12 protein-coding genes are annotated in these 12,550 nt (G+C 71.3%); 5 read left to right on the top strand and 7 right to left on the bottom strand.

All coding sequences use genetic code 11. From position 1 onward, the window contains the following. The first annotated feature begins 66 nt into the window (after nt 1-66). On the top strand, nt 67-720 hold the full coding sequence (locus OG344_RS05435; RefSeq protein ID WP_327049455.1) for a response regulator transcription factor: 654 nt from the start codon (nt 67-69) through the stop codon (nt 718-720). A 95-nt stretch (nt 721-815) separates the two neighbouring features. Continuing rightward, the gene (locus OG344_RS05430) at nt 816-1,946 is read left to right on the top strand and encodes a sensor histidine kinase (protein ID WP_405087244.1); all 1,131 of its coding nucleotides are present in this window, start codon (nt 816-818) and stop codon (nt 1,944-1,946) included. On the opposite strand, the gene OG344_RS05425 is transcribed toward OG344_RS05430, so the two are convergent. The 4 genes from OG344_RS05425 to OG344_RS05410 all read right to left on the bottom strand — a co-directional run bounded on the left by OG344_RS05425 (nt 1,853) and on the right by OG344_RS05410 (nt 6,311). Beyond that, nucleotides 1,853-3,100, bottom strand: coding sequence for an Ig-like domain-containing protein (locus tag OG344_RS05425; RefSeq protein WP_405087243.1), 1,248 nt, complete (start codon nt 3,098-3,100; stop codon nt 1,853-1,855). The two genes, OG344_RS05430 and OG344_RS05425, sit on opposite strands and share 94 nt — an antisense overlap. 134 nt (nt 3,101-3,234) lie before the next feature. Beyond that, nucleotides 3,235-4,326, bottom strand: a complete 1,092-nt coding sequence (gene fahA, locus OG344_RS05420) for a fumarylacetoacetase (RefSeq protein ID WP_405089049.1) — start codon at nt 4,324-4,326, stop codon at nt 3,235-3,237. Beyond that, the gene (locus OG344_RS05415) at nt 4,323-5,495 is read right to left on the bottom strand and encodes a homogentisate 1,2-dioxygenase (protein ID WP_405087242.1); all 1,173 of its coding nucleotides are present in this window, start codon (nt 5,493-5,495) and stop codon (nt 4,323-4,325) included. Before OG344_RS05415 ends, fahA begins: the two co-directional genes overlap by 4 nt. Nucleotides 5,496-5,657: 162 nt before the next feature. Continuing rightward, nucleotides 5,658-6,311, bottom strand: a complete 654-nt coding sequence (locus tag OG344_RS05410; RefSeq protein WP_405087241.1) for an IclR family transcriptional regulator — start codon at nt 6,309-6,311, stop codon at nt 5,658-5,660. A gap of 151 nt (nt 6,312-6,462) precedes the next feature. Between OG344_RS05410 and OG344_RS05405 the strand changes: the two genes are divergently transcribed. Next, on the top strand, nt 6,463-6,615 hold the full coding sequence (locus OG344_RS05405; protein ID WP_405087240.1) for a hypothetical protein: 153 nt from the start codon (nt 6,463-6,465) through the stop codon (nt 6,613-6,615). 2 nt (nt 6,616-6,617) lie between these two features. Here OG344_RS05405 and OG344_RS05400 read toward each other — a convergent pair whose 3' ends face one another. Beyond that, a complete protein-coding gene (locus OG344_RS05400) occupies nt 6,618-6,821 on the bottom strand; it encodes an EF-hand domain-containing protein (protein ID WP_405087239.1) in 204 nt (67 codons plus the stop codon). A 107-nt stretch (nt 6,822-6,928) separates the two neighbouring features. Here OG344_RS05400 and OG344_RS05395 point away from each other — a divergent pair, with 107 nt between their 5' ends. Further along, nucleotides 6,929-7,843, top strand: coding sequence for an SDR family oxidoreductase (locus OG344_RS05395; RefSeq protein ID WP_405087238.1), 915 nt, complete (start codon nt 6,929-6,931; stop codon nt 7,841-7,843). A 46-nt stretch (nt 7,844-7,889) separates the two neighbouring features. Here OG344_RS05395 and OG344_RS05390 read toward each other — a convergent pair whose 3' ends face one another. Both OG344_RS05390 and OG344_RS05385 read right to left on the bottom strand, forming a co-directional pair. Continuing rightward, nucleotides 7,890-9,086 (bottom strand): RNA-guided endonuclease InsQ/TnpB family protein, encoded by a 1,197-nt coding sequence (locus tag OG344_RS05390; protein WP_405087237.1) that lies wholly within the window; start codon nt 9,084-9,086, stop codon nt 7,890-7,892. A gap of 276 nt (nt 9,087-9,362) precedes the next feature. Beyond that, a complete protein-coding gene (locus tag OG344_RS05385) occupies nt 9,363-10,571 on the bottom strand; it encodes a cellulose binding domain-containing protein (protein WP_405087236.1) in 1,209 nt (402 codons plus the stop codon). Between the two features lie 608 nt (nt 10,572-11,179). Here OG344_RS05385 and OG344_RS05380 point away from each other — a divergent pair. Further along, entirely contained in the window at nt 11,180-12,547 is a 1,368-nt protein-coding gene (locus OG344_RS05380; RefSeq protein WP_405087235.1) for a cytochrome P450, read from the top strand. Nucleotides 12,548-12,550: the final 3 nt, after the last annotated feature.

Raw genomic sequence — 12,550 nt, 5'->3', positions numbered from 1 at the left:
CGGTTACGGGGACGGAACCGGAACGGTTACCCCGCTGTAACCGGTGGACGCGGCATGCTGAAGATCGTGAGGGTGCTGCTGGTCGAAGACCACGAGGAGCTGGCCGGGACGGTCGCCGCGGGCCTGCGCCGTGAGGGCATGGCGGTCGACGTGGTGCTGGACGGCCACGCCGCGCTCGTCAACGCCGCGGTCAACGGCTACGACGTGATCGTCCTCGACCGGGACCTGCCCGGCCTGCACGGCGACGAGGTCTGCAGGTCGCTGGTCGAATCGGGGCACCCGGCGCGGGTGCTGATGCTGACCGCCGCCGGCACGATCGACGACAGGGTGACCGGCCTCGGCATCGGCGCCGACGACTACCTGCCCAAACCGTTCGCCTACGCCGAACTGGTGGCGCGGATCCGGGCACTGGCCAGGCGGTCGCAACGGGCTCTGCGGCCGGTGCTCGTCCATGACGACCTTCGTCTCGACCCGGCCGCGCGGACCGCCACCCGGGCCGGCCGTCGCCTGCTGCTGAGTCCCAAGGAGTTCGCCGTCCTGGAACTGCTGCTGGCGGCCGAGGGCGCCGCGGTCTCCGCCGAGGAACTGCTGGAACACGCCTGGGACGAGTTCGCCGACCCCTTCACCCAGACGGTGAAGGTGACGATCAGCCGGCTGCGCCGCAAGCTGGGCGACCCGCCGCTGATCGAGACCGTTCCGCAGGCCGGATACCGCATCTGAGCCGCTCCCGTCACGGCAGCTCCCGTCACGGCCGCTCCGCCCCCGCGCCTGACGCCCACCACGCCGATCACGATGACCACCGGTCTGGAGGTTCAGTGAGGACCGTACGGCTGCGCCTGACCCTGCTCCACATGGGACTGTTCCTGGTGGCCGGGGCGCTGCTGGTCGCTCTCATCTACGTGCTCGTCCGCTTCTCGCCCTTCCCCGGCCCGGCAGTCGCTCCCACGGCCCCCGGCGGCGGACCGCCCGCCGGGACGCCCGGACCGGACCACGTCGCGCAGGCCGCGAGCCTGCGCCGCCTGCTGGTGAACTCCCTGGTCGCGTTCGCGGTGGCGGCCTTCGCGGCGATGATCCTGGGCTGGTTCGCGGCGGGGCGGGCGCTGCGGCCTCTGGGGGCGATGACCGCGACCGTCCGGCGCATCACCGCCGAACGGCTCGACCGGCGGCTGCCCGTCTCCGGGCCGGACGACGAGCTCAGGCGACTGGCCGTCACCTTCAACGACCTGCTCGACCGGCTTGAGGGGGCGTTCACCGCGCAGCGGAGGTTCGTCGCCAACGCTTCCCACGAGCTGCGCACCCCGCTGACCCTGCAACGGGCCACGGCCGAGATCGCGCTCGCCGATCCGGAGGCCGGCGCCGAGACGTTGCGGGCGGTGCTGGGGCGCGTGCTGGCGGCCGGAGAGCAGCAGGAACGGCTCATCGAAGCGCTGCTCACCCTGGCCCGCGGCCAGCAGGGCCCGCACCGGCGGGAGCGGCTCGACCTCGCGGCGGTCGCCGCGCAGGCGCTCTTCCACCAGGACGCCCCGGGCCGCCAGGACGCCCCGGACCCGCGGATCGAGGCGTCGCTCCACCCGGCGCCCGCCTCCGCCGACCCCGCCCTGATCGAGCGTCTGGTCGCGAACCTCCTCGGCAACGCGCGGAGGCACAACGTGCCGGGCGGGTGGATCACCGTGTGGACGGGCGCGGCGGACGGCCGCCCCACGCTCAGGATCCGCAACAGCGGCCCGCTGGTCCCGGCGGAGCGCGTGCCCCTGCTGCTTCAGCCCTTCCAGCGGATGGAGAGCGGCAGGAAGGCGGGCCGCGACGGGCTCGGGCTCGGGTTGTCGATCGTGGCCGCGATCGTGGAGGCCCATCACGGCACGCTGGAGGTCCGGCCACTCCCCGAGGGAGGTTTGGACGTGACCGTCGCCCTGCCCGGTCCCGTCCCGGAGGAAGGCCCGGCCTGACCGTCGCCCCGCAGGGCGCTGCCGGCGAGCCATCGAGGCCAGGAGAGCTGCCAGTAGCCCCAGCCGTTGTTCCACTCCAGTCTGCGGGAGGTGCCGGTGACGACGACGGGGTCGCCGCGGAGAGCGTGGTCGTAGAACCACCGGGCCTGGTCGGGACGGACGTTGACGCAGCCGTGGCTGACGTTCATCCTGCCCTGCGCCCACGTGTTGTCCATGGCGTGGACGTACTCGCCGCTGTTGGAGATCCGCACGGCGTAGCCGATGAGCTTGTCGTAGTAGCCGGGGTCGCCCTCGCGGCGGCCCGGCGACACCATGCGGACGGGGTTGCCCTTGTCCATCGTGAGATGCGTGCCGCTCGACGTGGTGTATTCCCTGGTGGTCGCCATGCCGGCGCTGATCGGCATCCGCTGCGCCACCACGCCGTCCTGCTGTACGACCATCTGGTGGGCCCGGGTGTCGACGGTGCTGACCATCGCCCGGCCGACGGTGAAGGCCACGCTCCGGTCGGCGACGCCGTACGTCGCGGGACCGGCGCGGACCCCGGCGAGGTGGGCGGTGAAGCGCACCCTGGTATCGGCCGGCCACATCCTGCGGGGACGGTAGACGACCTGGGCGGGCCCCGGCCAGTACCAGGCGCCCTCGGCCGGCCCGCGCACCTCCAGCGCGCGCTCGACGGCCGCGCGGTCCTCCACCGGCCGGGTGAACGTCACGACGATCGGCATGCCGATCCCCACCGTCTCCCCGTCGTACGGCGCGACCGAGGCCACGGCCACCTCACGGCGCGGGTGGAGGGTGCGGAAGCCGCCGGTGGCCTGGCTGGTCACGCCCTCGGCTCCGGTGGCGACGGCGTCGACCACGTACTGCGTGCCGGGACGCAGCGTCCAGGAGGACCGCCACACGGTGTGGGACGGATCGAACGCGCCGGGCACCGGATCACGCCCCGCGAACGCCAGCACGCTGGTCAGCCTGCCGCCCTCGGCTCGGATGACGAGGCCCGTCTCGGGCGGCGCCGCCGCCGTGCCCGAGGCCGGGGTGATCGTGATCCGCGGCGCGGCCGGCACGCGTACGGCGCAGCCGGCGGAAAGCGCCGCACACCCTGCCAGCAGCACCGCGAGCACCGCCCGGGCACTGAGCGTCGCGCGGGCCCTGAGCATCCCGCGGCGGGTGCGGCGCGCCGGTGGGCCGCCGGGCGCGCGCCGATCCGGCCGGCCGGGCCGCGTGCCTCGTTGGGAATGCTCGGATGCCTTCACGGGCCCCAAAGATAGCGGGGGGTGACGACAGAAATACGCTAAGTCGCCGGAAGGATCGTCCCCGAGACCTCGCCGAGGCTCACTCCGTGCGAGGTCCAGGCGGTGATCGTCACGGTGTCGCCGTCCTCCAGGAACGTGCGGGCCTCGCCCGGCAGCTTCACCGGCTCGGCGCCGTTCCAGGTCAGCTCGATGAGCGAGCCCGGCTGCCCGGCGGACGAGACCGTCCCGCTCGCGAACAGGTCGCCGGTGCGGAGACCGGCGCCGTTCACGGTCAGGTGGGCGAGCATCTGGTCAGGCGTCCAGTACATGTCGCGGTACGACGGCGTGGAGACCGTCTCGCCGTTCAGGTCGATCCGCAGGGTGAGGTCGAGACCCCAGGGCGCCTGCCTGGTGAGGTACGGAAGGGGCTCGGGGTCCTGCGACCGGCCCTCGACCCTGGCCTCCTCCAGCGCCTCCAGCGGGGTGATCCACGCCGACATGGAGGTGGCGAACGACTTGCCCAGGAAGGGGCCGAGCGGGACGTACTCCCACGCCTGGATGTCCCGGGCGCTCCAGTCGTTGACGAGCGCGACCCCGAAGACGTGGTCCTCGAACGCGCCGGCGTGCCCGCCGAGCGGCGCCGGCACCCCGACGACGAAGCCGAGCTCCGCCTCGATGTCCAGCTTCCGGGAGGGCCCGAAGGACGGCCGCTGCCCGCACGGCCGCCTGATCGGAGTCCCGGACACCACGACGCTGCCCGCCCGGCCGTGGTAGCCGACGGGCAGGTGCCGCCAGTTCGGCTTCAGCGGCTCCTCGCCCGGCCGCAGGATGCGCCCGAGGTTGGACGCGTGCTCCAGTGAGGCGTAGAAGTCGACGTAGTCGGCCACCTCGACCGGCAGGTGCAGGACGACCTCCGCCAGCGGGAACAGGTGGTCGCCCGCGGCCGCCGCCTCGCGCGCCCGTCCCCGCGCCTCCTGCCAGGCCGTACGGCCCAGGGCGAGGAACGGGTTGAGGCTGGGCGCGGCGAAGACGTCCCCGCCGAGGGCGGCCGCCAGGTCGAGGACGTGGTCCCCGACCCGGACGCCGACCCTGCGGGGCTCCCCGGCCCGGGAGAACACGCCGTACGGCAGGTTGCCGACGCCGAAGCTCATCGCCGCGCCGCCCACGTCCACGCGTAGCCGGTGTCCTCGCACGCGAGGGCGGCCTGCCCGAGGTCGAGCGGGCGGAACGTGTCGATCATCACGGCCATCTCGGTCGTCTCCGTGTGCCCCTGGCGTACGGCCTCGACGGCGGCCTCCACCGCGCCCGGCTGCGGGCCGTGCGTGAAGCCCGCGGGATGCAGCGAGATCGAGCCGACGTCGATGCCCGAGCCCTTCCTGGCCGTGTAGTCCCCGCCCACGTAGAACATGAACTCGTCGGAGTCCACGTTGTGGTGGTTGTACGGGATCGGCACCGCCTCGGGGTGGAAGTCCAGCGGCCGGGGGCAGAACGAGCAGACGACGAAGCCGGGCCCCTCGAACGTCTGGTGGACCGGCGGCGGCGCGTGGGTCCGCTTCACGATCGGCTCGAAGTCCCGGATGTCGAACGCGTACGGATAGAGGCAGCCGTCCCAGCCGACCACGTCGAAGGGATGGTGGGCGTAGGTCAGCCGGGTCAGCCCGCCCCGCGTCCTGACCAGGACCGGCACCTCCTCGCCGTCCACGAGCAGCGGCTCGGCCGGCGCCCGCAGGTCCCGCTCGCAGTACGGCGCGTGCTCCAGGAACTGGCCGTACTGGGACAGGTAGCGCTTCGGCGGCCTGATGTGCCCGGCCGCCTCGATCATCAGCGCGGTCACGGGTCCGTCGGGCACCCAGCGGTGGATGGTCCCGGTCGGGACGACCACGTAGTCGCCCTCGGCCACGTCCAGCGCGCCGTACGCCGACTCGAACCTGGCCCGGCCGCTCGCGACGTAGACGCACTCGTCGCCCATCGAGTCGCGGTACAGCTCGCTGGGAGCGTCGCACGCGGCGTACGAGATGCGGACGTCGGAGTTGCCGGCGAGCGGCAGGCGCCCGGAGACCAGGTCGCCCCCGGGCTTCAGGTCCTGGGTGCGGAAGTGGCGGGGGGAGAGCGGCAGGTTCGGCGTGAGGGCGGGCGTTCCCGCGTCGACGGCCTCGGCCTTGACGATCGCCGTCGGCGCGTGGCGGTGGTAGAGCAGCGAGGAGTCGGAGGAGAAGCCCTCCTCTCCCATGAGCTCCTCCTGGTACAGCCCGCCGCCGGGCGAGCGGAACTGCACGTGGCGCTTGCGCGGGACCTCCCCGACCACCCGGTAGTACGGCATGACGCCTCCCAGCTGTCCGTTTATCGGACGTGCATGTCCTATATATGTACGACGATTCGCCCTGCCTGGCCCGATGTCAAGCTTGCGGACATGAGCCCGGGCGCCCCGTGCTGCGGAGACAACACGGTCTTCGCCGAGCCGCGGCTGCTGAGAGGGTGAGCGTCAGCGCGTGGGTTCGGAGAGGGCGGTCGTGAGCCGGGCCGCCGCGTCGAGGACGAGCGGGCCCACCTTCTCGGCGTCCAGGTCGGCGAAGCTGATCACGCCGACCGACGCCTCCAGCCAGGGAAGGCCCCGGATCGGGGCGGCGATGCCCTGCGCCCCCTCCTGCAGCTGCCCCCTGCTCGTGTAAAGCGGCGGCTCCGCGAGGCCCTCCCGCAGCGCGAGCAGCGCCTGCCCGCCCGCGCCGCGCGTCAGGGGATGCCGCGATCCCTCGCGGTAGGCGACGTGGAGATCGGTCCACGAAGGCTCGACGACCGCGACCGCGAGCCCTTCGTCGCCTTCGGCCACGGTCAGGTGGGCGGTCGCCCCCGCGTGCTCGGCGAGCGTGCGCAGTTCCGGCAGGGCCGCCGCCCGCAGCAGCGGATGCACGGCCTGGGCCAGGACGAGCACGCCGAAACCCAGGTGTACGCGGCCGTTCGCGTCCCGCCGGGCGAACCCCTCCGCCTGCAGCGTCGTCAGCAGCCGGTAGACGACCGGACGGCTGAGGCCCAGCTCCTGGGCCAGCTCGGTGGGCGTCCGCCCCCGGTTGGCGTCGGCGAGCAGCCGTAAGAGCCGTAAGCCCCGTTCGAGCGTCTGCGCCGACTCGGCCGCCATCATGACTCGATTATCGCCGCTGCCGTCACCCGCGGAGCGGAACCCACATGCCTACGCCTGACGCAGGTTCACCGCGTGGGCTTCGTGAACAGAGTCGAGGAACTGGCGGCGCGGCGAGGCGAAGTGGGCGAGATCGGTCTCCGCGCGGCGGCTCGTGGGGAAGCTGTCGGAGAAGGCCGCCCGGCTCGTCCCGGATCCAGAGCGCCTGCGCTACGCCGTGTGCGCGCGGACCGAGGTGACGAACGCCGACGCGGGCGTGATGGCGATCACGGCGGCGGACGTCTTCGCTCCGGAACCGGGGGCCTGACGTCAGCGTCCGCTGAGCCAGGCGGCGAACTCGTCGAGATCGATCAGGCCGTCGCCGTCCGCGTCGACCTTGTTGATCGCGCCCTGGGCGCCCTCCGGTGTGAGCGGCTGCCCGAGCACCTCCATCAGGCGGACGAGTTCCTCGGCCGAGATCCGCCCGTCCTGGTCGGTGTCGATCAGGGTGAAAGTCGCCGCGTATTCGCTCATGCCGTCCTCCTAGGGATCGCGATCAGCACCATAGCCGAAACCACGCACTGCCCCCAGAGATCGCGGCCAACACTTTTTGTCGGTGACGTCTGGCAGCATGACGCCTCATGACGGTCAGCTTGGAGGGGACGGTCGCACTGGTCGCCGGGGCGACCCGCGGTGCGGGCCGCGGCATCGCGGTGGAGCTGGGCGCGGCGGGCGCGACGGTGTACGTGACCGGCCGCACCACCCGTGAACGGCGTTCGGAGATGAACCGCCCGGAGACGATCGAGGAGACGGCCGAGCTGGTCACCGCCGCCGGAGGGCGGGGGATCGCCGTGCCGGTCGACCACCTCGACCACGACCAGGTGCAGGCCCTGGTGAAGCGGATCGACGCCGAACAGGGCGGGCTCGACGTGCTGGTCAACGACATCTGGGGCGGGGAGCTGCTGTTCAGCTGGAGCGACCGGCTCTGGGAGCACTCCCTCGACGACGGCCTGCGCATCCTGCGGCTCGCCGTCGACACGCACATCGTCACCAGCCACTACGCGCTGCCCCTGCTGATCCGTAAACCGGGCGGGCTGGTCGTGGAGGTGACCGACGGCACGGCGGAGTACAACGCCGCCAACTACCGCGTCTCGTTCTTCTACGACCTCGCGAAGACCTCGGTGCTCCGCATGGCGTTCGCGCAGGCCAAGGAGCTGGCGCCGTACGGCGCGACGGCGGTGTCGCTCACGCCCGGCTGGCTGCGCTCGGAGATCATGCTGGAGCACTTCGGCGTGACGGAGGAGACCTGGCGGGACGCGCTGGCCGACCAGCCCCACTTCGCCATCTCCGAGACCCCGGCCTTCGTGGGGCGCGCGGTCGCGGCCCTGGCCGCCGACCCCGAGGCCGGCCGCTGGAACGGACAGTCGCTGTCCAGCGGGGGGCTGGCCCAGGTCTACGGCTTCACCGACGTGGACGGCAGCCGCCCGGACGCCTGGCGCTACCTGGTCGAGGTGCAGGACACCGGCCGTCCCGCCGACGTCACCGGCTACCGTTGACGCGCTCCCCGGCCTGAAGGCCGGGGATTCAGCCCGTGCCGCGCGTTCACGCGACACCTCTGAGGCTTCCTGCTTCCTCGCGCTGTGCCAGGCCAGCGCCTGGTCTTACCTGCGCTCCACAGGCGTTTAGTCTCTCCGCCCGTCCGGCGGCGAGGATGTTCTTCGCGGCGTTGACGTCCCGGTCATGGGCCGCCCCGCAGGGGCACTGCCACGACCGGACGTTCAACGGCATCGACTCGGCGACCGCCCCGCACTCGGAACACTGTTTCGAGGAGGGGAACCACCGGTCGATTCGATGGAGGGCCCGCCCGTGCAGGCGGGCTTTGTACTCCAGCATGTCGACGAAGGATGACCAGCCCGCGTCGTGCACGCTCTTGGACAGCCTCGTGCGTGCCAGTCCCTTGACCGCCAGGTCTTCCACGTAGATCGCTTGGTTGTCGCGAACTATCCGGGTGGACAGCTGGTGGTGGAACTCGCGGCGCGCGTCGGCGACCTTCGCATGCCGGCGGGCGACCTTCTGCCGGGCTTTGGCCCAGTTGTTCGACCCCTTGGCCTTGCGGGACAGCGCCCGCTGGAGGTGGGTGAGTTTCTTCTCGGCCCGGCGCAGGAAACGCGGGGCGTCGATCTTCCGCCCGTTGGACAGGACCGCGAAGGCGGTCAGTCCGAGGTCGATCCCGGTCTCCGGCTCGACCGGCGTGAGCGGGCGCTCGGCGACCTCGACCACGAACGAGGCGAAGTACCGCCCGGCGGCGTCCTTGATCACCGTCACCGATGAAGGTTCGGCGGGCAGGGTGCGGGACCAGCGGACCGGAACGTCTCCGATCTTCGGCAGGCGAAGCCTCCCGGCCGCGGTGATGGAGAATCGGGCGTTCTTGGTGAAGCGGATCGCCTGCCGGTTGTCCTTCTTGGACCGGAACCGGGGCGGGGCGACCTTCGCCCACTTCCGCTTGCCGGTGATCGAGGCGAAGAAGTTCCGGTACGCGGCGTTCAGGTCGGCGAGTGCCTGCTGTAACACCACGGCGGACACCTCGCCCAGCCAGGATCGCTCCGGTGTCTTCTTCGCCTCGGTGATGACCCGCGTGGACAACTCCCCGTCGGAGATGTACGGCAAGCCGTGCTCCCGGGCGTCCTGTCGTGCCCGCAGCCCGTCGTTGAACACGACCCGCGAGCACCCGAACGCCCGTGCCAGCGCGGCACGCTGACCAGGGGTGGGGTAGAGGCGGAAGTTGTACCTGAGCTGCACACCATGATTTTACCGATGGTGTGTGGCCGATTACAGGGAGATATCAGAACTGGCAGAAATCGCATGTTCGCCCTGCAGCCCACCTGGTTCTCGTGACCACCGGGGCATTACGCGGGCGGGTCCGCTTCACCCAGGCCTGAAGGCCGGATCACTGCGGACGAATCCGGTAGCGGTGCTCGGAGGTGTCGGCCGCGAGCGTGCCGATGGTCCAGGTGCGGCCCGCGTCGCCGGAGCGGCCGGGGCCGCCGCGCCGTGACCGGCCGGGCCCGGTGGAGGTCAGGGGGTGGCCGTACAGCTCGGGGAGGGGACGGAGTTGGCGCCGTTCCAGGAGGCGAGGAAGCCAAGGGTCGTGGTGGCGCCCGTGGTGAGGGAGCCGTTCCAGCTCACGTTCTTCGCCGTCACGCTCGCCCCGCTCTGGGTGAGCGTGCCGTTCCACGCCTGGGAGACCTGCTGGCCGTTCGCGAAGGTCCAGGTCACGGTCCAGCCGCTGATGGGAGCCGTGCCGGTGTTCTTCACCGTGATCTCGCCCTGGAAGCCGCCGCCCCACTGGTTGGTGACCACGTAGGTGGCGGAGCACCCTCCGGGGCCCGTCGACGGTGTACGCGACGGCGACGCGGACGGCGAGGGCGAGGGCGAGGGCGAGCGGGAGGGTGACGCGGACGGCGAGGGGGAGGGCGAGGGCGAGCGGGAGGGTGACGCGGACGGCGAGGGGGAGGGCGACGGGGACGGGGACGGGGACCGCGACGGCGATGCGGACGGCGATGCGGACGGCGATGCGGACGGCGACGGCTGGGCGCCGCCGAGCAGTGCCGACAGGGCCGGATACCACCGGTCGGCCATCTTCTGGTCGCCGCTCGCGTTGGGGTGGACGCCGTCGTAGGTGTCCGCGCTCGTGCTGAAGCCGGTCCACTGGTCGACCACCTGGATCGGGGACGCGGCGGTGGTCTTGGCGGCGGCCCAGCCGGGGATGGCGTTGTTCAGGTCGGCCACCCGCTGCCCGCACTCGGGGCAGGTGCCCGGGTTCATCGGAATGATCTTCGCGACCAGCACCCTCATGTTCGGGTTGCTCGCCCGCATCTGGTCCACGAGCGTGCAGTACGCCGCGAGGATGGTCGCGGTGGGCTTGTTGCTCCACACGTCGTTGGTGCCGAAGTGCATCAGCACGATGTCGGGGCGGGTCGCCGAGAGCCATCCGGGCAGCTGGTTCTGGTCGGCGACGGTGGTGACCAGCGCGCCGCCGTGACCCTCGTTGTCGCCGTCGTAGGGGACCGAACAGCCCTGCGGAGGCAGGGTACCCACCATGTCGATGTTGGTGAAGCCGTTGCTCTGCAGCCTGTTCCACAACAGTGCCCGCCAGCAGCCGGGCGATCCGGTGATCGAGTCGCCCAGCGCCATGATCCGCACCGGGGCCGCCTGCGCGGGCCGGGTGACGAGCACCCCGAGCACCACGAGCAGGGCCGCCATCACCGCACTTGTCCTCGACATCGCGTCTCCCCTCGTGCCGTCCGGCGCGATGGTAGAGAGCGGCCTCCCGGTTGGCCCAGGGCCGCGGGCTGGAGAACACCGCGGCCTGCGGCGACATATGTACGTTTCACTCTGATCGTCAGGCTCCCGGACCCACGCATCGTGACCCGCCACGGGGCGGGCGCGATCATCGCCGGAGGGGGACCACTGCCGCCGGGGCGGCCTCCGTTCGGGGGCGAGGCGGGTTTCGCCTGGCAGCGGGACCGAATATGCTGCAGGTCCGTTCACTTTTGCACGTCACCGAGAGGATTCGGTCCCCATGTACAAGGAGTTCCTCGGCGAGGTCGTGGTATGGCTGATTCCCGTCGTCATCCTCGTGGGGATCGCGCTGCTGGTGACCAGCCACGCCTGACGACGCGTCGTGCGGAGGGGCCAGGCCATGAGGTCTGGTCCTTCCCTCTTTCAGCTCCCGTGAAACGTGTCAAAACTCACAACTTGCGCAAACCGCGCTATCACCGCATCTCGCGCCTCACACGACAAGAGTGTCACTCGCCTGCAACATTGATCAATCGGTGTAGATCATGTGATACTTCGCGAATGGCGTGATCGTCAGGTGGGGAGCAGGCAGGATGCCGATCGAGGTTGACGCGAAACCGATCCGACAAGCGAGAACCCTTCCCCTCCGGCAGGTCCTTCCCGCCATCATTCGCGATCCGGTTCACGCCGTCCTCGAGATCGGCCGGCGGACCGGTGGCGACGTCGTCAGGGTGAATCTGGGTCCCTTCCGGCCGTACCTGATCACACACCCGGATCACCTGCAGCACGTCCTGCGCGGCAACTCCGCCAACTACCTGCGTGACGGCGTCCTCTGGAAACCGCTGCACCGGCTGTTCGGGGACGGCGTCATGGCCGACGGGCCGACATGGGAGCGCAGCCGCAGGGCTCTGCAGCCCGTGTTCACCGCCAAGAACGTCGAAGGGCTCGCCGGCCGCATGGCGGAGGCGGTCGCCGAGGGGGTCGACGAGCTCGCCCGGCCCGCCGGGTCCGGCCTTCCGATCGACGTGCCCGCGATGATGGCGAGGATCGTCAACAGGGTCGTGATGCGGGTCTTCTTCGGCGACAAGATCGATATGGCGGACGCCGCGCGGCTCGCCCCGGCCTTCGACGCCGTCGGCACGTCCGTCATCTTCCGCTACCTGCTCCCTTTCGTCCCCTACCGTTTCCCGGTTCCGGGAGACCGCGCCTTCAGGAACGCCGTACGGACGATCGACGACGTCGTCGTTCCGCTCGCGAACAGGCACATGGGCAGTCCCGGAGAGGGCGACGACATCGTCTCGGTCCTGTGCCGGGCCGCGGATGCGGTGGGCGGCAGGCGGAGCGCCCGATGGGTGCGCGACAACCTGGTCGCCATGCTGGCCACCGCCACCGAGACCACAGCGGGCGCGCTCACCTGGCTGTGGCCTCTCCTGCAGGCGCATCCCGAGGTGGCCGCGAGACTGCGGCAGGAGATCGGCCTCGTCGTCGGGGACGGGCCCATAGGGCCCGCCCATCTGGCGGACCTGCCCTACACGAAGCAGGTCGTGCAGGAACTGCTGCGGCTGTTCCCGGTGGGCTGGCTGTTCCCCCGGATGGTCGTGAAGTCGGAGCCCCTCGGCGGCGTGCTGCTCAAGAAGGGCGAGACGATCGTCATCAGCCCGTGGATCACCCACCGCATGGAGGAGTTCTGGGAGCGGCCGGAGGAGTTCGACCCCGGCCGCTTCTCCGGGCGCCGGTCCTCGGGCCGGCACAGGTACGCGTACTTTCCGTTCGGCGGGGGTCCTCATCAGTGTCTCGGCATGCACGTCTTCATGCTGGAGGCCCAGCTGATCATCGCCGGCATCCTCAGCCGTTACGAACTGCTCTCCTGTAGCCCGGAGGTGGCCACGCCCCAGATGGGGGCCTCGCTGCGGCCACGCCAGCGGGTCGAGATCACCCTGCGCCCCATCACCAGCGACTAACGG

This window comes from Microbispora sp. NBC_01389, assembly GCF_045040095.1.
Classification (GTDB): Bacteria; Actinomycetota; Actinomycetes; order Streptosporangiales; family Streptosporangiaceae; genus Microbispora.
The sequence above is the reverse complement of the archived record's forward strand: the minus strand, read 5'-3'. Positions and strand labels throughout refer to the sequence as shown.